Source organism: bacterium (assembly GCA_026416715.1).
In the GTDB taxonomy this organism is placed as follows: Bacteria; UBP4; UBA4092; order JAOAEQ01; family JAOAEQ01; genus JAOAEQ01.
In genome coordinates this window covers 113187-133950 of record JAOAEQ010000002.1, presented here as the reverse complement: position 1 = coordinate 133950, position 20764 = coordinate 113187, and the positions used below count along the sequence as shown (strand labels likewise).

At 39.7% G+C, this 20764-nt stretch carries 18 protein-coding genes; 15 read left to right on the top strand and 3 right to left on the bottom strand.

Going from position 1 to position 20764, the window contains the following annotated elements; all coding sequences use genetic code 11:
• Nucleotides 1-58: 58 nt before the first annotated feature.
• Nucleotides 59-1153, top strand: a complete 1095-nt coding sequence (locus N3A72_01560; protein ID MCX7918297.1) for an LptF/LptG family permease — start codon at nt 59-61, stop codon at nt 1151-1153.
• Nucleotides 1154-1299: 146 nt separating this feature from the next.
• Here the strand turns inward: N3A72_01560 and N3A72_01555 are convergent, their stop codons facing one another.
• Nucleotides 1300-1662: a tetratricopeptide repeat protein gene (locus N3A72_01555; GenBank protein ID MCX7918296.1), complete on the bottom strand. Its 363-nt coding sequence runs from the start codon at nt 1660-1662 to the stop codon at nt 1300-1302.
• Nucleotides 1663-1711: 49 nt separating this feature from the next.
• A complete protein-coding gene (locus N3A72_01550) occupies nt 1712-2266 on the bottom strand; it encodes a hypothetical protein (protein ID MCX7918295.1) in 555 nt (184 codons plus the stop codon).
• A gap of 353 nt (nt 2267-2619) precedes the next feature.
• Here N3A72_01550 and N3A72_01545 point away from each other — a divergent pair, with 353 nt between their 5' ends.
• The 14 genes from N3A72_01545 to N3A72_01480 all read left to right on the top strand — a co-directional run bounded on the left by N3A72_01545 (nt 2620) and on the right by N3A72_01480 (nt 19138).
• Nucleotides 2620-5538, top strand: a complete 2919-nt coding sequence (locus N3A72_01545; GenBank protein ID MCX7918294.1) for an HD domain-containing protein — start codon at nt 2620-2622, stop codon at nt 5536-5538.
• Between the two features lie 259 nt (nt 5539-5797).
• A complete protein-coding gene (gene secG, locus N3A72_01540; protein MCX7918293.1) occupies nt 5798-6178 on the top strand; it encodes a preprotein translocase subunit SecG in 381 nt (126 codons plus the stop codon).
• Nucleotides 6179-7984 carry an ABC transporter substrate-binding protein gene (locus N3A72_01535; protein MCX7918292.1) on the top strand — a complete coding sequence of 602 codons (1806 nt, stop codon included), beginning with the start codon at nt 6179-6181 and terminating at the stop codon, nt 7982-7984.
• Nucleotides 7985-8067: 83 nt separating this feature from the next.
• Entirely contained in the window at nt 8068-9033 is a 966-nt protein-coding gene (locus N3A72_01530; GenBank protein MCX7918291.1) for an ABC transporter permease, read from the top strand.
• Nucleotides 9034-9150: 117 nt separating this feature from the next.
• Nucleotides 9151-10239: an ABC transporter permease gene (locus N3A72_01525; protein ID MCX7918290.1), complete on the top strand. Its 1089-nt coding sequence runs from the start codon at nt 9151-9153 to the stop codon at nt 10237-10239.
• Between the two features lie 98 nt (nt 10240-10337).
• On the top strand, nt 10338-11318 hold the full coding sequence (locus N3A72_01520) for an ABC transporter ATP-binding protein (GenBank protein ID MCX7918289.1): 981 nt from the start codon (nt 10338-10340) through the stop codon (nt 11316-11318).
• Nucleotides 11319-11370: 52 nt separating this feature from the next.
• Complete coding sequence (locus tag N3A72_01515; GenBank protein MCX7918288.1) at nt 11371-12354, top strand: ATP-binding cassette domain-containing protein; 984 nt, start codon at nt 11371-11373, stop codon at nt 12352-12354.
• Between the two features lie 123 nt (nt 12355-12477).
• Nucleotides 12478-13455, top strand: coding sequence for an alpha/beta hydrolase (locus tag N3A72_01510; protein MCX7918287.1), 978 nt, complete (start codon nt 12478-12480; stop codon nt 13453-13455).
• Nucleotides 13456-13548: 93 nt separating this feature from the next.
• Complete coding sequence (locus tag N3A72_01505; GenBank protein ID MCX7918286.1) at nt 13549-14121, top strand: hypothetical protein; 573 nt, start codon at nt 13549-13551, stop codon at nt 14119-14121.
• Between the two features lie 492 nt (nt 14122-14613).
• Entirely contained in the window at nt 14614-15960 is a 1347-nt protein-coding gene (locus N3A72_01500) for a radical SAM protein (protein ID MCX7918285.1), read from the top strand.
• 33 nt (nt 15961-15993) lie between these two features.
• Nucleotides 15994-16902 (top strand): NAD(+) synthase, encoded by a 909-nt coding sequence (nadE, locus tag N3A72_01495; protein MCX7918284.1) that lies wholly within the window; start codon nt 15994-15996, stop codon nt 16900-16902.
• 49 nt (nt 16903-16951) lie between these two features.
• Complete coding sequence (locus N3A72_01490) at nt 16952-17302, top strand: hypothetical protein (GenBank protein ID MCX7918283.1); 351 nt, start codon at nt 16952-16954, stop codon at nt 17300-17302.
• 168 nt (nt 17303-17470) lie between these two features.
• Nucleotides 17471-17791 carry a hypothetical protein gene (locus N3A72_01485; GenBank protein MCX7918282.1) on the top strand — a complete coding sequence of 107 codons (321 nt, stop codon included), beginning with the start codon at nt 17471-17473 and terminating at the stop codon, nt 17789-17791.
• 183 nt (nt 17792-17974) lie between these two features.
• A complete protein-coding gene (locus N3A72_01480) occupies nt 17975-19138 on the top strand; it encodes a DUF1343 domain-containing protein (GenBank protein ID MCX7918281.1) in 1164 nt (387 codons plus the stop codon).
• 43 nt (nt 19139-19181) lie between these two features.
• Here N3A72_01480 and N3A72_01475 read toward each other — a convergent pair whose 3' ends face one another.
• Complete coding sequence (locus tag N3A72_01475; protein ID MCX7918280.1) at nt 19182-20363, bottom strand: MFS transporter; 1182 nt, start codon at nt 20361-20363, stop codon at nt 19182-19184.
• Nucleotides 20364-20764: the final 401 nt, after the last annotated feature.

Below are 20764 nucleotides of genomic sequence, written 5' to 3'. Positions count from 1 at the left end.
GAACGAAAACAATATATGCTTTATTTCGATATTCGAATGTAACATTTGAGTTCAGTTCATGTCTATTCTTGATCGATATATTCTTCGGTTTTTCCTTGGATTCTTCTTTCTCGCACTTTCCATCTGCTTATGTATCGTGCTGGTTATTCCTTTTGTTGAAGAGCTTGATACTATTATTGCCAATCGAGTTCCGTTTAAGGTCATGTTCTTATATCTGCTTTATTCAGTTCCAACTGTTTTCGTTCAGGTTATTCCCATGGTAGTTTTATTAGCTATATTGCTCGCATTAATCGGACTGAATCGACATCAAGAGTTGCTTGCTATGCAAGCAAGCGGAATCGGATTACCGCGTCTGTTGGTGTTCGTAATGGTATTGATTTGCGGGATTGCGGCGGTTACTTGGTATATTGATGAAAATATCTGTCCATATACATTTCAGCAATCGAAATTTATCAAGACCGAACTAATGGAACGAAAACCACCGGTTCCTTACCTCAGGAAAGAACAGTTGTGGATTCGATGTGAACCGCATTCGCTATTGAGTATAGGATTAATTCATCGAACCGGAACCCGGTTATTGCAAGTGACCTGGATTAAACTTTCCGCTGATGAAACAAGAATAACCGACCGGCTAGACGCAAACGATTTACTTTGGAATCAGGCAGAACAGAAATGGTTTGTTACAACCGGTTCACTTCGTCAGTTTAATGAATCCGGTGATTTAATCGGAGAAACGGTGGTAAATAATTTTCCAATAGAATTTCCATTTCAACCGACCGACCTCAAACAATTCGCATTCCATCCTTCAGAATTTAACACCCAGCAGTTAAAACAATATGTTGAATTTATTCGCGCAAGCGGATTAAATGCTAATGATTATCTCGTAGATTTTTACCTTAAATATACCAATTTCATTTCTCCGATTATTCTCGCTCTGCTGGGAATAGCGTATGGAACTATTCTCGCGCCCAAGACTGCAACGAAACGGTTCGCTATAGCGATTTTGTTAGCCATAGGCTATTATTTAAGTTTATTATTGATGCGTCATCTCGGTCGCGCGGGTGTGATTTATCCATTTTTTAGTGCCATGGTAGTACCATTAACGTTCTTGCTCTGGTCGCTCTATCGCATTTATCGCAATAGTTATAGTTAATTCTAGCCAACTAGAAAAGTGAAAAATCTATTCAGACCGTGTTCTCAGGCATAATTTCAGTATGATATTTATCGTAGGTAATTGATTCATTAAACCTCGAATTCAGGTTCAATGATTAAGCCTATATACATTTTCGACGAGTAAATTTAACGAGATAAACTTTTAATGCGATTAAGTTCTTGTTGAGCAGCGAAATAGGTAGGAACAAGTTCAAGTGCTTTTTCGAACTGAGCGATTGCCCTCGAGTACTCCGCTTTTGCCGCATAGATTAAGCCAAGCCGATAATACGCAGCAGGTCGTGGAGAAAGTTCATTAGCTTTAGTATATTCTTTAATTGCTAACTCGGTATCTCCGTTTCGTTCAAAGGTTAATCCTTGTTCATAGTGCGCTAACGCTTGGGAGACATTATCTGGTTGAATATTCCGTTTTACCCGATAATATACCTTGTTACATCCAAAAGTTCCAACTAAAATCGTTAACCATATCAGTATTGTTTTACTTATCCGCATTAGTCTTTATCACTCCTCTTATGACTCATAATGGCTAGTGCGTGATGTATTATCGTTCATTTACGAGCATATCGTTATGAAACACGCGTAGGTCAAATCGGGATTTATACCGAAATATTTCTTTTCGGATACCTGCAAAATCGAGCGTTTCAATTTCGTCCGGAGACCCTAAAGCAATCAGGGTTTTTTCTTTATCATCTACTGGACCAAGATAAACAATGTTCCCGTTAATAAACTGGACTAAATAATCCTGCTTCAGATAAATCCATTCAGTAACTGATTTTCCATATCGGTTAGGAAATTGCCGTTGATACTCTGGGAATCCCAGTAATTGAACTAATTTTTTTTGGTCAGTAGTAAGGACAACCATACTGGCAGGTAGACCGTGAGTGTTCGCTTCTCCAGTATAACTGGTTTTTTTACTCCGATAATAATCCTGCGCCTGTTTTTCATTCGCCTGGATAACTCGAATATCAAAAGGCAGTTGTTCAGCCGAACTTTTTTTAGGTTTCACATACATGGTTGTGCCGCATCCAGTAAAACCAACGGTTAGAATAATACCGCTGACTATAACCATAAGCATAATATTTAATTTTGTTTTCATAAATACATCCTTTTCCGTTAATTCATATCATTCTTTACGGAATACATTATACCATATTTTGAAAAATATCTCAGAATAATGCTGAAAAACCTATTGGCAGAATAAAAACAAGATCATTGTGTGCCAATTTGACCGTACCCGCCAGTATTTGTTCTTAATTAACCTCGACTTTTATTTTTCTAGTCAATTATATACTCCGTTAGTGTATAGTAAGATGACATTAGAACCATTCGGTTAAAAGATTGTACCTACATCGGCTTATACCTCAACAAAATTAAAATATGCTATTATTACTATAATACTTTGACTACATTGATTTCATTTTTGTTATATTTTAAAAGGATTTAGATTTTATGAAACCCAAATTAATGCAGTTATTACAAAACATGGACATCGTGAATATAGTTGACCCGATAGAACGGAAACGCGCATATACGCTCGCAATTAAAGAATATATTAAAGGCGAAAAAGCACGGATCTATCAATGGCATCTCGCCAAAGCTACCGGGAAAGATATCGTTACGGCTACCACTGCGCTGATTGATGAAGTTATTCTTGCGGTGTTCGAACTCGTAGTCAAAGATGAATTGGGTATTGATGGACAAGTATCCGACTGTGCAGTACTTGCTACTGGCGGATATGGACGTGGCGAAATGAATCCTTGTTCAGATATTGACTTATTATTTTTATATGCAATACCAAAATCCAATGTAAAATCAACTGAATCCGTTCCAGTAGCTATCCCAGAAAGAACACAAAAAATCGCTCGTGGTATCTTATATTATCTCTGGGACGTAGGTTTTCAACTGGGACATAGTTTAAAATCTATTGACGAGTGTTTATCTAATGCTACTTCAGATGTGATTGCAAAAACCGCATTTATGGAGTCACGGTTTCTTGCAGGAAATATCGATTTGTTTGCCAGTTTAAAACGGCAGCTATTCCATCAACTGTTTTCCATAAAAAAATTAGAAGAATATATTTTCGCCAAACTAGATGCGATGTATCATCGACATCAGGAATATGGAAATTCGATATATCAACAAGAACCGAATGTTAAAGAAAGTTGTGGTGGTTTACGCGATTTCCATACCGCAATCTGGATCGCTCAAGCACGGTTCGGAATACAATCCTTCGATGAGTTACAACATCAAGGGATTATTACCGAAGCAGAACGAAAAGAAATTGAAACTGCAGTGGATTTTCTCTGGCGGGTACGCAATCATCTCCATTATCTTACTGGGAAAAAACGTGATAGTCTAACGTTCGACCTTCAAGAACAAATTGCTACGGTTATGGGATATACTGATGATTTAACAGGCAGTGCGGTAGAACAATTCATGCGACATTATTATCTTTTTGCGCGAGATATCGCCGAATTTACCGAAATAATTATTCACCGTTCTTACCCAATGAACCGATTTCGTACCGCAACCCGTTCCCGCATGAAACCGCAAGAACTTGAACCGGGTATACGACTTGCTGATGGCGAAATTAGTTTGACTGAACCGAACCGATTACTTAATACTCCACAGTTGGTGCTCCGTCTATTTTATCAAGCTCAACGGAAAAATTGCCCGATTAGTATCGCAACGAAAACTATCCTTCGTCAGCGAATCGCGGAGATAGACCATCAAGTTTTTTTAGGAAAAGACGGACTTAAAACATTTCGACAGATGCTTCGCGGGAAAGGTAATTTAGGATATGCGTTACGAACAATGCATGAACTCGGTATTCTCGAGCGGATAATCCCAGAATTCGGTGCATTAACGTGCTTGGTACGGCAGGATATCCATCATCAGTATACTGTGGATGAACATAGTATTCGCGCGGTTGAATATCTGCAGGAATTAAAACACAAGCCGAATGATGCTTCAATGCAGCGATTCGGAGATGGTTCACCCATTCATCTATTCGCTCGTTCTTCTGAACAAAAAGTTGCTCAGCCAGTTGAATCTGCGGTTATGGTAGCTCGGCAAATATATCAGGAATTAAATGAATCAGAAGTTTTAATTCTTGCAACATTACTCCACGATATTGGCAAATCGCATACTACGAATACTGAAGTTAGCACTGATGAAAATGAACATACTGCGAACTCCCTGAAGGTGCTTCCCCAGATACTAGATCGGCTTCATATTCAGCCCGAGAAACGAGATTTGATTTATTTTCTCATCCAGCATCATCTTCTGATGTCGGATATAGCACAGCATCGCGATTTTGATGAAGATCGCATATTACGTCAGTTCGCTAACCTTGTTGGCGATAGCTATCATTTGAAACTGTTATTTTTAATTACGTATGCGGACATGCGTGCGGTTGGTCCGCAAGTATGGAACCATTGGAAATCCGCATTATTACTAGGGTTATATCATCGGACTCTGGCAAAACTAGAGGGAAAAGAAATTATCGAAAGTGACGAACAGCAAGCGATTGAAGAACTGAAAACCGAATTAATCACGCAATATAAGGACACCGTGACGACTGAGGAAATAACTGAGCATTTCCGGTTGATGCCGATTCGATATCTACTCGGAACGGCACCAGCGAAAATTATTGAACATATTCAACTGGTTCGAAAACTACTTACACCGGTTTCACCAGCGGGATTACGCTTACCCAGAAAAGAATTAGCGTTGATTCAGCCGGAATTGCCAGCGGGAAGTCCGGTATCCGTTACTGCAGTTTCACATAATTTCCAGCTCGGATATACTGATATCATAATTTGTACTTTTGATGCTCCGGGAGTGTTCAGCAAAATTACTGGTACTTTAGCAGCGAAAATGTTAAATATTTTAAGTGCACAAATTTATACTCGAGCTGATGGAATTGTTCTCGATACAATCCAAATTGACCAACGGAGCGCAAGCTGGACTGAAGACCAATATTGGTGGCAGGAGATTGATGATGAATTGAATGCGGTCATTTCTGGGAAGAAAGATATAGAAAAAATTATTGCTATCCGTCGGCGACAGGAAATGCTGAAACCGATACGCACATTCCGAATCCCAACTGAAATCGAGTTGAACCCTGATATTTCAGATACACAGACTGTAATTGATATCCGAACCCAAGACCGACTCGGATTACTCTACCAGCTAACCAGTACGATGTCTTCATTGGGGTTAAATATCACTTCCGCACGAATTGCTACGTATGGCGCTCGAGCGGTAGACGTTTTTTATGTTACCGACCGCAACGGAAATAAAATTACTGATCCGAGTCAACTCAATCAGATTAAACTCGGGTTATTGGATTCATTGCAATCATAAGAAATAGTTAGAGGTTCGATCCAATTCTCATCGATTTAAACACCTGTGTCTTCCTGTTTCGTTGACTATGTTTTCTGCTTGGTTATTTTTTAATGAAATGGAACGGATTTCAATGCGAAAGCATTGATATTCCTATTTTTTCTTTAAATGAGAACAAACGATACCCCGCTAAATCAGTTGCGTTTTTACTATATTTTACGATAGAATATATATTATCCCTACACAATTCATCGTTCGAGAAAAGGAGAATTATTTAATTATGGGGTCTATATTGTATATAGCTCTGGTAGTAATTCATATATTTGTATGCTTCGGTGTAATTCTTATTGTTTTACTGCAATCCGGAAAAGGTGCAGGATTGTCAAGTGCGTTTGGGGTTGGGAGTGGTGAAAGTTTTTTCGGTGGGCGAGGGCCGATGCTATTTCTAGAGAAACTTACTACCGGTTGTGCTATCGTCTTTATGTTCACTTGTCTCAGTTTATCTCTGCTAGCCTCAAAACAACGGACAAGTTCGGTCGTAGATAACATTCCAGTTCAACAAGCACCAGCAGTTCCCGCCCAGCCCGCACCTGTAAACGTTCCGCCAGCGACACCAACTCAAACGCCGAGCGTTCCAGTAACGCCAACTCCTACGAAATAAATGGATGAAGTGAACCCACAGAAATTAGATGGTAGTGGTCAGAAGTTAGAACGCAGAGGTCAGAGAAAAACTTATACTACCTTATTATCTCTGATTTCTTATTTGTTAATTTTTCTTTTCCTTTTCAGCTGTTCGAAAAAAACCCCTACTATTTCTGAATCTACTACTGTTGGCCAGCAAGGGGGAGTATTAACGCTTGCAACTATTTCCGACCCTAAATCGTTTAATATCATCGTCGCTAAAGAAACTAGTACTACTCAGGCGTTATCGCTTCTGTTTGAAGGTTTAACCCGGGAAAATGGGGTTACCACTGAAGTTGAACCAAACCTTGCGGAATCTTGGGAAATCAGCTCGGACGGTTTAACCTGGATATTTCATCTTCGGAAAGATGTTCGCTGGTCTGATGGCGTCTCGTTTACAGCTGACGACGTGGTGTTTACGTTTACGAAGCTTATATATAATCCCAAAATTCCGACGAGTTCCCGGGATATTTTTATGGTTGATGGAAAACTACCGAAAATAGAAAAAGTTGATGAATATACGGTTAAATTCATCCTACCGAAGCCGTTTGCGCCGTTTCCACGATTAATGACCCAAGAGATTCTTCCGAAGCATAAACTTGAGCCAATAATCGCTAAAGGAGCAGATAAATTTAATTCCGCTTGGGGATTAGATACTCCACCATCAGAAATTGTGGGAACTGGACCATATGTTCTCAAGCAATATTTACCGAGCCAGAAATTGGTTTATGAACCGAATCCATATTATTGGAAAAAAGACAAACAAGGTAAAAAGTTACCATATATCCAGAAAGTTATTCGAATAATCGTTCCTGACCAGGATACGCAACTCCTGAAATTCCAGTCTGGAGAAATAGATGCTATCCCGATGCGGGCACAGCATTATTCGATTCTTAAACCGAAAGAGAAATCCGGGAATTTTACCGTGTATAACTGCGGACCCGATTTTGGCACAGAATTTATCGTTTTCAATCAAAATCCGGGAAAATCGCCAAATGGAAAGCCGTATATACATCCCGTTAAACGCAAATGGTTTTCAAATGTGTTATTCCGTCAAGCAATAGCGCATGCGATTGATAAACAGACGATTATTAATAATGTGTTCTACGGGTTGGGATATCCACAAGATGCAGCGGAAAGTGCTGCAGATGTTTTCTTCCATAATCCGAATGTAAAAAAATATCCTTACGACCTAGAAAAATCAAAACAGTTATTATTGCAAGCGGGGTTCTCGGATAAAAATAATGACGGCTGGCTTGAAGATGAAGAGGGGAATACCGTTGAGTTTACATTAATGACCAACGCTGGAAGTAATAAGGAACGAGAACAAATCGCAAATATCATTGTTCGTGATTTAACAAAACTAGGAATTAAAGTCGTGTTGCAGCCGATAGATTTTAATACGTTAGTTACCAAACTCGATTCGACCTACGATTGGGAAGCGGTTCTACTCGGACTCACTGGTGGAGTTGACCCGCATAGCGGTCGAAATGTATGGCATAGCAGTGGGCAATTACATCTATGGTATCCAGTCCAGAAACAGCCGGCGACAGATTGGGAGAAACGGATTGACCAGATATTTGATACTGCAGCGTCGGAATTAGATAAGCATAAACGTAAACAACTCTACGATGAATTCCAGCTTATCATCTCAGAACAAGTCCCGATAATTTATACCGCTAACCGTGCGGCATTATATGCGGTACGAAATAAATTCGGGAACCTGCATCCGACCGCGTTCGGTGGGATTTTTCATAATATCGAAGAAGTTTATATCAAAAAATAATAGTCAGTAGTCAGTAGACTGAATAGAGAATCAAAACAAGGTTTTTTCCTGACTGCTGACTATTAATTTCTGTCTATTTTTCGGTGATTTCCTATATTCTTCGACGGTTATTACATTTGATTCCTCTGTTAATCGGGATGACATTATTATCCTTCCTGGTTATCCAGCTAGCTCCTGGCGACTACTTCGACCAATTAAAGATGAACCCGCAGATTTCACCAGAAACCATCGAACAAATGCGGCACCAATTCAATCTTGATAAACCATTATGGATTCAATATTTAAAATGGCTTCAGGGAGTAGTACAATTTGATTTTGGTTATTCGTTCACTTACCATACCCCAGTGAGTTTTCTGATTAAAGAACGGTTGATAAATACTTTAATTCTTGGAGTTGCCGCAATGCTCATTTCTTGGGGACTAGCGATTCCAATTGGAATCTATTGTGCGGTGAAACAATATTCATGGATAGATAAATTTTTCTCGTTTTTTTCGTATGTTGGGATGTCGCTACCAACATTTTTCACGGCGTTCTTATTACTCTTTTTTGCGGCATCGACTGGGTGGCTCCCTACCGGCGGGATGATTTCTGCTAACCACGAATCAATGAGCTTATTTGGGAAAATCATTGATTATGGATATCATTTAATAATCCCGGCAATAGTTCTTGGATTCCATTCAATAGCGAGTTTATCACGTATCATGCGTGGAACCATGCTCGAAAATCTACGGCAGCAATATGTTATCACCGCTCGAGCAAAAGGTTTAAAAGAAAAAACCGTTATCTTCAAACATGTTTTACGCAATTCAATTAATCCGATGATAACACTGTTTGGCTATTCCTTACCCGGGCTATTAAGCGGAGCTGCGATTACCGAAATTATCATCGCTTGGCCTGGACTTGGTCGGTTGATGCTGGAAGCGATTATGAGCCAGGATTTATTTGTTATTATGGCAGATTTATTAATGGGTGGATTCTTATTAATCATTGGGAATTTGATCGCTGATGTAATGCTGGCGCTAAGCGATCCCCGGATTAGATATAGCTAGCTAAACTTCTCATTGCAAAATGCAAAATTAGCATTTCAAATAGTAAATTTAAAATGCTAATTGATAAATTTGACATGAATAGATTTTCTTAGTTTCCTGGTTTCCTAATAATTTTTTATGCAGAAAACAAATTCTCCTCTCCGAATAGCGTTTAGACGACTTCGTCGGCATAAAATGGCGATGCTCGGTTTATGGGTATTAGGAATACTCTATTGTTCAGCAATATTTGCAGATTTTATTGCGCCCTATCCGTATTATGAAGATTTTCGGAATAATGCGAACCAGCCGCCAACCCCAATCCATTTCTTTGATGAAACCGGGAAATTTAGTTTTCGTCCATTCGTTTACGAATATACATTACAGATTGATACCCAAACGTACCAACGGAAATATCTACCGGATAGAACTCAGAAAAACTATATCTATTTTTTCACTACCCGCAATGAAATGGTACAAGGTGGGAGGCTCCGTACATCATGGCATTTATTCGGGGTTAAAGACCCAGGGCATATATTCATTTTTGGAACCGATACTCAAGGACGAGATATCTTCTCGAGGATACTCCACGGTTCGCGGGTATCACTCTCAATTGGGTTACTCGGTGTTCTCATTTCGTTTACTATTGGAATGGTTATTGGTGGTATTTCCGGTTATTTCGGTGGGAAATTCGATTATCTAATGATGCGATTCGGTGAAATTATCATGATGGTTCCCAGCATGTTTCTACTATTAGCGTTACGAGCAGCGTTTCTCGGTTTAAAATTGAGCTCGGTAGAAGTTTTCTTTATGATTGTATTCATTATGAGTTTTATCGGTTGGGCAGGGTTAGCGCGGGTTATTCGCGGAATGGTTCTCTCAATTCGTGAACGGGAATATGTACTTGCTGCGCAAGCACTCGGTGTTCCCACTTGGAAGATTATTATTAAACATATTCTTCCGAATACCTTTTCATTTGCGATTGTATCCGCAACGTTAGATATTCCCAGCTATATTCTCGGCGAATCTGCGTTGAGTCTGCTCGGATTAGGTATCGTTGAACCGCAAGCGAGTTGGGGCAATATGCTCAGTGCAGCCCAGAATCTCGTTGTGCTTGAGCAATATCCGTGGATATTAATTCCAGGTTTTTTTATTTTTATAACAGTTCTAGCATTTAATTTCTTGGGTGACGGGCTCCGTGACGCGTTCGACCCAAATGTTATAATGTAGGACTAAAGTAAACAACAAACTAACCGCCGAAAAGCGGTTAGTTTGCGCTAAGCTTGAGTTTAGGTTTTCCTTGTTTTTTAAAACTCGGATTTAATACCATGACTCAAAATAATGTTCTATTAAAGATTGATAATTTGCAGACATTTTTTTTTACGCCAGATGGAGTATCAAAAGCTGTTGACAATGTATCCTTCTCGATTCGAAAAGGGGAAGTACTAGGTCTAGTCGGCGAATCAGGTTGTGGGAAAAGTGTTACTGCGTTATCTATCCTTCGGTTAATTCAATATCCACCAGGGAAAATAGTAAATGGTAAAATCTGGTTTAAAGACCAGGATTTAATGCAATTACCAGATGAAGAGATACGGCGGATTCGTGGGAATGAAATTGCGATGATATTTCAGGAACCGATGACCTCATTGAATCCAGTATTTACTATTGGAAATCAAATTGCAGAAGTGTTTATGCTCCATAAAAAAATGAATAGACAAGATGCGTATCAGGAAGCGATTCGGATGCTGGAGTTAGTTAGAATTCCGTCGCCTGCCCAGCGGGCGAAAGATTATCCCCATCAGTTATCCGGTGGGATGCGGCAACGAACGATGATTGCGATGGCACTTGCCTGTAATCCTTCGTTGCTGATTGCGGATGAACCGACCACTGCATTAGATGTTACGGTTCAAGCGCAGATACTTGATTTAATGGGTGAGTTAAAAGAACAGTTTCAGTCTTCGATATTATTAATCACCCACGATTTAGGGATTATTGCAGGATTTGCGAACTATGTTGCGGTGATGTATGCCGGTCAGATTGTTGAATATACTGATGTTGAAACGCTGTTCTATAACCCGTTGCATCCGTATACGAAAGGATTATTAGTATCAGTACCGAAAATATCAAAAGGCGAACCTGGGTTCTCGCGATTGAAAACAATAGAAGGAGTAGTTCCTGACCCGTTGCATTATCCGACTGGTTGTCGGTTCCACCCACGATGTCCGATTGTAGCCGAACGATGCAAGCAGGTAGTACCGGAATTTGAAGAAAAGAGAGATAACCATTTGGTTAGATGCCTATTAGTTTAATAAATGTCAAAGGAATTTGATTTGGTATCTGAGCTGTTCTATTAGACATGATATGAATCCAAACGATCAATTGCTAATTGTTAAAAAGGTTAAAAAATATTTTCCAGTGACTCAAGGAGTTTTCTCCAAAACCGTTGGTCAGGTGAAAGCGGTGGATGGGGTTTCATTTGAAATGAAACCGGGTGAAACGCTCGGGCTTGTTGGCGAATCCGGCTGCGGAAAAACCACACTCGGTCGTGTTATTTTGCAATTATACCGCGCAACTGAAGGTGAAATCCGCTTTAAAGATTCTCCGAATCTGGTCACATTATCCAATCGCGAGATTCGGCCGTATCGCCGGAAAATGCAGATGATTTTCCAAGACCCGTTCTCATCGTTAAATCCACGAATGACGATTGGGAGTATCGTTGGCGAAGGACTAACAGTTTACAATCTAGCTAAAGGGAAAAAGAAACAAGAACGAATTGCAGAACTACTCAATGCAGTTGGTATAAACCCAGATCACATGTATCGGTATCCGCATGAATTTAGCGGTGGTCAACGGCAACGCATTGGTATTGCGCGAGCACTAGCTGTTGAACCTGAGTTGATTATCGCCGATGAACCAGTTTCATCTCTTGATGTGTCAATTCAAGCACAAATAATTAATCTTTTGCAAGATTTACAATTGCAATTTAAATTGAGTTTCTTATTGATTGCCCATGATTTAGCGGTAGTTGAGCATATTAGCGATCGGGTAGCGGTGATGTATCTTGGTAAAATTGTTGAAATGAGCACAAAAACGAAGTTGTATAAATCGCCATTGCATCCGTATACGAAAGCATTATTATCAGCGGTACCTATTCCTGACCCGAAAGTTAAGGTTGAAAGAATCCTGTTACCTGGTGATATCCCGAGCCCAATGAAAATCCCGACCGGTTGTCGGTTCCATACCCGATGTCCAATTGCTCAATTCCCGATTTGCAAAGAACAAGAACCAGAACTGCTGGAAAAACAACTGAACCATTTCGTTGCCTGCCATTTCGCTAGTGTGTAATTCTATCGTTTAATTTATTTTATATTTTTTGCAAGAGGTGTTTCGACTAAAAGCATAACGGAATAGAATAATACATTAGGTTCTAAATCATGAACCATGGTCATGGTAAAAAATATAGGTTAGATGGATGATATGGTCACGACGATACCTCAAAAAACTCTATTCAATTATATTAAAATCATTGTTGGAAGCTTATTAGGTTTATTAATAGTATTCATATATGCTACGGCAGAACCACCGAATCCGAATCGAGATAAATGGCAGCATGTCATTCCACCAATTCCACCTGATATTGAGTATATTAAAGATATCGAATATGGTAAAGGTGGCAACGTTTCATTAAAACTTGATTTCATTCGCAAAAAAGAGCGACCGCAATTTCCGATGCCAGTAATTGTCTGGATTCATGGTGGCGGTTGGCGTTCCGGTAGTAAAGAGAGTCATATATACCAGCTCATTTATTTTGCGAGGAAAGGATATTTCTGTGCGAGTATAAATTATCGGCTAACCGATGTTGCCACGTTCCCAGCACAAATTGAAGATTGTAAATGCGCGATTCGGTTTTTGCGCGCAAAAGCGAATGAGTATAACCTTAATCCTAATCGTATTGGGGTCTGGGGTTCGTCCGCTGGCGGTCATCTCGCGGCATTACTTGGTACTTCCGGCGGAATCAAAGAACTAGAAGGTTCCGGCGGTTGGCAGAATTATTCCAGCCGAGTTCAAGCGGTCTGCGATTGGTTCGGTCCATCAGATTTTTCTAGATTTATTCCGATTGCTGCAATAAGTCAGCAGAATGAAGCGTTCGGTGCAGTATCAGGATTACTAGGTGGACCGATATCCGAAAAGAAAGAGCTAGCGAGACAAGCAAGTCCGGTAACCTATGTAACCCCTGATGATCCGCCGTTTCTAATTATGCACGGTGACCAGGATAAAGTTGTTTCAATTAGACAAAGTGAGATATTATTTAACGCATTACAACAAGCTGGAGTTGAAGTAACTTTCCGAATTATCGAAGGGGAAGGACACGGTGGCCCGAAATTCTGGCGTGACCCAGAAAACCGACGGATAGTAGAGCAGTTTTTTGATACACATCTTAAATAATAAAATGAAAGATCTAAAGAACTAAAAACTAGAACAAAAAGAATCCTTGTTCTTATGTTCTTTCGTACCCTCGTTAGGAGGAGGTGAATCTTAATGAAATATTTTTTTAAAACAGTAGCATTATTATCGGTAGTCATTTGGTTTTCGGGATGTATTATCGTTTCAATGAATCCGATATACGAATCGGAAAAAGAGCTTGTTTTCGACCCGGCATTGCTTGGCACTTGGACTGATTCTGAAGGAAACAAAATTTCGTTTACCAAATCCGGTGATAAACGATATACTTGCGTGTTCGATGTAGGAAATATACCGAATAATTTCGATGCGTATCTTATTCAGCTTGATAAATATCGGTTTTTGGATTTATACCCCGGGAAATTAGAAGAAGCAAAAGATATGAATATCTACTATATGCTCCATCTGATTCCAATGCATAGTATTTCGAAAGTCTGGTTCGAAAACGATAAATTGTATCTCTCTTTTTTGAACCAAGAATGGTTCGAAAAACAAATCGAGCAGAAAAAAGTCTCACTTCCTTATGCAAAGATTAATGATAGAATCGTTCTAACTGCTTCAGCGAGAGAAATCCAGCGGTTTATCTTGCAATATGCAGATGATACTTCTGCGTTCCAGAAACCGGAACAAGGATTGCAACGAATCAAATGAATACCTAGAAATCATAGAAAAACAGAGAAAATATTTTTGAACTAATAACCACGGTCTCTTTGTGTTTATTCGGTAGTGTTACTCAACAGCGATCATGAAAAGAAATTGCTTATGGTTCAATCACCGCCGCATTTATGAGTAATAGTCTTTTTTTTTGCGGGATATAAAATAAATTATAGAATATTATTTTCATAAAAACCTCAAGTCTTTTCAAAATAAACAAGATACTTAACAATTGAATTTATAAATCGCCAGATTATGCCAAAATGGCATGATCGAAGGAGGAATCTATCGTATTTTCCCAGAAAATTTCGATAATCTGAAATGGTATAAAATTTGCTTTTTAAAATCAACAAAAATGTTATTCGTTTTTTGACAATAAATCATAAATCGATTTATAATACTTTTAGGCATCAATACCTATCAATAACTATTGGTAACAACGTAAGTCTTTTTGAATCGGCAACGGAATTTTGAGGAGGGAAATATATTATGTTACAAGCTAGCCGATTGAAAGAGGTAATGACTGCTGAAGTTGCATTTCAAACACTTCGATTACTACCTTACCTACCAGACCAAGCATATCTATATTTTCTACGACCGTTTCTCCGTTCATTCCCGGTTCCGGAAAGTCGCGAGTTTATGCAGCGGCTAGTTCTGTTTGCAAAAAAACATCTCACGCTCGCTGCGCCAACCTATCGGGATAAAGCAATAGAAACTTTTTTTATTAATGCTTTACTGAAAGGGTATTCGATTCGCCGACAACGAGAACAAGAACTCGGAATTCGGATTCCGTTCTTTTTCGTTATCAGCCCGACAATGCGGTGTAATCTCGGATGTTATGGTTGCTATGCCGGTATGTATACGAAAGAAGATGATTTAGATTATACAGTGGTTGACCGTATCCTTAAAGAAGCGAAAGATCTCGGTATCTATTTCATAACTATATCTGGCGGAGAACCATTCTACTGGCAACATATTTTGGAAATGTTTCAGGCGCATAATGATATGTTTTTCCAAGTTTATACTAATGGGACACTAATTGACCAAACGATGGCAGAAAAATTAGCAAAGTTAGGAAATGTTTTACCAGCGATTAGCGTTGAAGGGTTCGAGAAGGAAACCGATGACCGACGTGGAAAAGGTACATTCCAGAAAATTATTAATGCTATGCAGGAACTTCGCAAAGCAGGGGTTTTATTCGGCTTCTCTTGCACTGTAACTCGAGAGAACAACGAGTTTGTAGTTAGCGACGAATTTGTCGATTTTTACGAAAAGCAAGGGTGTTTTCTCGGGTGGTATTTCAATTATGTTCCCATTGGAAAACGGCCAGCATTAGAGCTTATGCCGACGCCGGAACAACGCATTCATCGGATTAATCGGTTAGCTGAACTACGTAAAACGAAATCAATTCTGCTTGCTGATTTCTGGAATGATGGAAATCTGGTTGGCGGGTGTATTGCCGGCGGGCGAAACTATCTGCATATTAATTCGCATGGTGATGTTGAACCCTGCGTATTCGTCCATTTTGCCACGGATAATATTAAAAATAAATCATTGGTTGAAGTTTTGAAATCGCCGTTATTTGCAGAAATTCGGAAACGGCAACCGTATTCACATAATCATTATCGACCGTGTATGATTATTGATAATCCGGAAGTATTGCGTGAAATTGTTGAAAAAACCGGCGCGTATCCGACTCATCCTGGAGCGGAAACTGTAGTTACCCAGTTACGACATCAGCTGGATGAATATGCGAATCAATATGGTGCGTTAGCGAACATCGCTTGGGAACGGTGTAGAAAGGCAAATGTTCAACCCGAACTACGAAGAAATTGATTGAAAAATAGTGATGAAGGATAGCTTGGAAATGTGAATAATTTTTCTCCATTGCAGATAAATGTTGCTGAGGTTTGTTCGCAATTAGAACAGTTTATTCACCAGCAAGTTCAACAGGCTAACCGTGCTGGGGTAGTTGTTGGGTTAAGTGGTGGATTAGATTCTGCTGTTGTAGCCGGATTATGTGTTCGCAGTCTCGGGAAAACTCGAGTTTTCGCATTAATCTTACCAGAACGGCATACTCCGCGTTCTGCGGTGGTTCACGCAAAACAATTTGCTATTCAACTCGGTATTGCGTATAAAATTATCCGGTTAACCCAGCCATTACGCAAACTCGGTATCTACCGTTTAATCCCTCCGACATTATGTATTCCCCGCAAGATACAGGAACGATATGCGCAAAAGAAACATACCCAATTTACCTCTGAATTCAAGCAATCTCCGTTTGTCTATAGTCTCGCTGGTGGAACGAATGATGAAATGAATAAGAGTATAGCGTTTTATCGAAGTAAACATCGGCTAAGGATGGTGGTATGTTATCTATACGCAGAGAAAATGAATTATCTGGTTGCCGGTACCGCAAATCGCAGTGAATGGATGACAGGTTTCTTTGTTCAATATGGGGATAGCGCTGCTGATTTTATGCCGATTCTGGGATTATACAAAACCCAAGTTCGTCAAATAGCTGAATATATACAGGTTCCTAAAGAAATTATTGAAAAACCGCCTAGTCCTGATTTACTTCCAGGGATAACTGACGAATATGCACTCGGCATACCGTATACGCAACTGGATATAATTCTATTCGGGCTTGAACATCGTTGGGATACGAGCCGCATTGCTGAACAAGCAAACGTCCCTCCGGCAACAATAGCTGAAGTTAACCAATTAGTTACCCTTTCAGCGAAATGGCGTCGTCTCCCACCAGCTTATATGCTATAATAGCCAACAACACTACAATATAGGAAAATCTGGAGATATTTTATATTTTATGGATGAACGAAAATCAACGACGGTTGCCCGAATATTAAGTTTCATCCCCGGTCTTGGCCATATTTATGTCGGAGCGTATCCTGCAGGGTTCATTTGGTTAATCATCAGTCAAGGATTGCTTTCCCTCGTTTATGTAGAATATACCAATATTAAAGTTACTGACTGGAATAAACTAATTATTGTCTCTATCTATATCTTAATTGTTGTTTGGTGCATGATTCAATCATCCCGGCTTGCCACGGAACGAAATGCGACCCAGGCGAATCAACAATATTTCGAATCCCGAAAATATGCTGATGAAACCAAACGAGTTGAAGAAATGAAAAAAATGCTCGGAAAAGACGAATAGCGAAGATAGATTGTATAAAATAAAACTATTCTACCACCAAGACACAAAGACACCAAGAGACAAAAACATTATTTATCTTAGATAGGGTTTATTCGTTTTTTAGTCTTTTCGTTTTTTTTGATGTTATTGTTTTGATATTTAGATTTTGGATTTAGAGCTTGATAGAATATGAATTTAGGATTCAAACCTAGAATAAAATCGCCTACGCTAGCTAAATGGTTCAGTATTGTTCCAGGGCTAGGCCATATTTATGCTGGAGCGTATACTTCAGGAATAATTTGGTTATTACTTTCGCTTATCCTGCTATCGACCGTTTTCTTTGGTTATATAGACCTACTTACTCCGTTTTCAGGGAGAACGATAGTGGTTGCTTATTACCTTTTTATGGTCGTTTGGTGTTGGAATCGAGCTGGGCAAATTGCGACTCAAAAGAATCAGCTGATAGCGAATCAGGACTATTTTGACCGACAGAAGATAGTTGAAGAATAGCATAAGCTAGAAAAGATTATTACAGAAGAATTAAAGGTAGACTCGAGAAAAGACAAGATAGATAGTATCTAATGGCAAAATCACAATGTCGAATGAGCCCCAATACTTAACATATACTTTCAAGTTTAAATGTATGAAGTGTTTATGTGACATTATAACTTAATATTTTATGAAAGGAAATCTATGGTAAAAACAGGATTAGATGTTCTTTTAGAAAAGAAACTGAAGCTGGTTAAAGGAAGTCGGGTTGGAATTATAACCAATACGACGGGAGTAAATAAATCGCTTGAGTTGAATATTGATTTATTGTTAAAAGCTGGGATGAAAATTACCAGCATTTTTGCGCCGGAACATGGATTTCGAGCTGCAGCGAAAGAAGGGGAAAAGGTAGATAGTTATACCGATGCAAGAACCGGATTGCCGGTATATTCGCTGTATGGAACGAATCGGAAACCGTCTCCGGAAATGCTGAACGAGGTTGATATTCTCATTTTTGATATTCAAGATGCTGGTGCGCGATTCTATACGTTCATTTCGACCTTGCTGCTCGCATTGGAAGCGGTGAAAGAAAATGGCAAGAAACTGCTTGTTCTCGATCGACCGAACCCGATAACCGGTCTTGCGGTTGAAGGGAATATTCTGGATATGAGATTTTCTTCTTTCGTCGGGAGTAGCCCGATTCCGATACGGCACGGAATGACGCTCGGTGAATTAGCAGAATATTATAACCACGAGATGCCGAATCCGCAGAATCCGATTAACGCTGAGTTAACCGTGGTTAAAATGGTAGGATGGCGTCGGTCGCAATGGTTCGATGAAACTGGTCTGCAGTTTATTCCACCTTCACCGAATATGCCAACCGTTGATACTGCACTAGTTTTTCCCGGTCTATGTTTTATCGAAGGGATCAATGTTTCTGAAGGACGAGGGACGACCCGACCGTTTGAATGGATTGGTGCACCGTGGATTGATGCGGAAGCATTAGCTGCTGAACTGAACAAACTTGACTTACCTGCGGTTCGGTTCCGCCCGACCTATTTCACACCGCATTATAGCAAGTATAAAGGCGAACTCTGCAACGGGATACAGACCCATATCCTTGACCGGAATACATTTAATGCGCCGATGATTGGGTTGTATGTCGTTAAAACTATCCATGATATGTTCCCTGAAAAATTCCAGTGGATTAAATATGAGAACTATTTCTTCGATTTATTGCTCGGAACAGATAAAGTCCGGTTAGCGATTGATAAACATCGTTCTATATCTGATTTACTTGCGGAATGGAAAAAGGAAATCAAACAGTTTCTGCCGATACGTGCAAAATATCTCCTATACGAATCGTAATCTATGAATAATTGATAATCTGAAGAATGGAGAATGTAAAGTTTTAACCAGTTTCTCTTAATACATCATTATTCTGCTTATGTATTTTCGTTGCGAGCAGGAATAATATGGCGGAAACGAACGCAACGATACTTGCGATAGCATATACTGCAGCGACGCTATGATACTTCTGATAAATCACGCCGCCGAAAAAACTACCGGTTATTGCGGATAACCCGAACGCTACTGCCCAGAATAACGTTTGTCCAGTTGCCATCCACCCAGGCGGGCTTTCCTGCCGAATGAAATGAATCGCTCCAAGATAATAGCAACCAAACCCAACCGCATGCAATGGTTGCAAGAAAATCAACAGAATTGGATTGGTTATTAGGGTATATACATACCAGCGAAACATAGAAGCAACGGCTGCGGCGATTAAACATTGTAACGGATTTACTTTCTGAAAAATTTTATCTGCATAAAGGAATATCGGGATTTCTGATATCGCAGCAATCATCCAAGCGAATCCGAGCAAGGTAGTACTTCCACCGAGCTGGTCAATATATATCCCGAAATAGACAACGTTTGCGGTTCCGGTTGCCATTAAAAGAAATACGCCAAGGAGAAATAAAATGAACCGATGGTTTTTCCGTAGAATTGTTAACCCATGGATGAACCGATATTCTAAATGTGACTGATATTTGGGAATACGAAATGAAAGGATAACATTAATCACCATTACGAACGCATAGATTGGAAATATCCAGAGCAATCCAAAATTGTGCGTTACTTTCCCAATTAAGGTTACGAACGCAGCGAATCCGACCGAACCCCAGAGTCGAATTTTCCCATAACTTAATTTATTTGAGCCTACGAATTCGAGCGCAGCAGTATCTGCAAGGGGAATAATTGGCGTGCTGAAAAACGTGAAAATAATAGAAACCAGAATTAACGCAGCAAAATTCTGGAAGAATATGAAGAATATATTAGTTATCATCGCCATGAGGATAGCGAAGGATAACAGCTGGCGCGCCTGTTTGGTTTTATCCGCAACAAAACCCCAGAGCGGTTGAGCGAATAGAATAACTACCGGTCCAGCAGCGGCAATCGTTCCGATTTGCGTTCCGGTTAACCCGATTTTTTTGAAATAGAGATTAATATACGGTGACACCGCAGCAACGCTGATGTAAAAGAAAAAATAGAAGGTTCGCAGCGCATTATAGTTCCGTTTGGCTATCGCATCCATATTTCCCCAAAGTAGCGTTTGAATTTGTTCTCCCTTACTTATTTTGAACCCAGTTTTATAACGGAACAAGGATGAACGAGCTCGAGCTCGTTCATCCTTATTCCGAATTCAGTTTCTGGTTAATCAAGGGATGAATTTAGTCAAATAGTGTATCGAGAAATGCTGGGGATGTAAAGAAAAAGTTTGAATGAAGGTTTACCAACGATTCTACCCGACCCCAGAATCTAATGGGATAAACTAGAGTCAAGAGTTTGATACCTTGAGGTGACTTATCAAACCATGGCTGAAGCTATTTACCTCTCAGCTCGTTGACTCTAGTTAGTCTGGGGTGGCTATTGACGAAATCTGGGACTTTCCGATATAGTAAATATACAAATTTACCGATTGAAAAGAAGAGCGAA

Coding starts and splice junctions, on each gene's coding strand:
- N3A72_01500 (MCX7918285.1), top strand. CDS start 14,614: ATGTTACAAGCTAGCCGATTGAAAGAGGTAATGACTGCTGAAGTTGCA.
- secG (MCX7918293.1), top strand. CDS start 5,798: ATGGGGTCTATATTGTATATAGCTCTGGTAGTAATTCATATATTTGTA.
- N3A72_01515 (MCX7918288.1), top strand. CDS start 11,371: ATGAATCCAAACGATCAATTGCTAATTGTTAAAAAGGTTAAAAAATAT.
- N3A72_01485 (MCX7918282.1), top strand. CDS start 17,471: ATGAATTTAGGATTCAAACCTAGAATAAAATCGCCTACGCTAGCTAAA.
- N3A72_01520 (MCX7918289.1), top strand. CDS start 10,338: ATGACTCAAAATAATGTTCTATTAAAGATTGATAATTTGCAGACATTT.
- N3A72_01535 (MCX7918292.1), top strand. CDS start 6,179: ATGGATGAAGTGAACCCACAGAAATTAGATGGTAGTGGTCAGAAGTTA.
- N3A72_01525 (MCX7918290.1), top strand. CDS start 9,151: ATGCAGAAAACAAATTCTCCTCTCCGAATAGCGTTTAGACGACTTCGT.
- N3A72_01545 (MCX7918294.1), top strand. CDS start 2,620: ATGAAACCCAAATTAATGCAGTTATTACAAAACATGGACATCGTGAAT.
- N3A72_01555 (MCX7918296.1), bottom strand. CDS start 1,662: ATGCGGATAAGTAAAACAATACTGATATGGTTAACGATTTTAGTTGGA.
- N3A72_01475 (MCX7918280.1), bottom strand. CDS start 20,363: ATGGATGCGATAGCCAAACGGAACTATAATGCGCTGCGAACCTTCTAT.
- N3A72_01510 (MCX7918287.1), top strand. CDS start 12,478: ATGGATGATATGGTCACGACGATACCTCAAAAAACTCTATTCAATTAT.
- N3A72_01480 (MCX7918281.1), top strand. CDS start 17,975: ATGGTAAAAACAGGATTAGATGTTCTTTTAGAAAAGAAACTGAAGCTG.
- N3A72_01550 (MCX7918295.1), bottom strand. CDS start 2,266: ATGAAAACAAAATTAAATATTATGCTTATGGTTATAGTCAGCGGTATT.
- N3A72_01505 (MCX7918286.1), top strand. CDS start 13,549: ATGAAATATTTTTTTAAAACAGTAGCATTATTATCGGTAGTCATTTGG.
- N3A72_01490 (MCX7918283.1), top strand. CDS start 16,952: ATGGATGAACGAAAATCAACGACGGTTGCCCGAATATTAAGTTTCATC.
- N3A72_01560 (MCX7918297.1), top strand. CDS start 59: ATGTCTATTCTTGATCGATATATTCTTCGGTTTTTCCTTGGATTCTTC.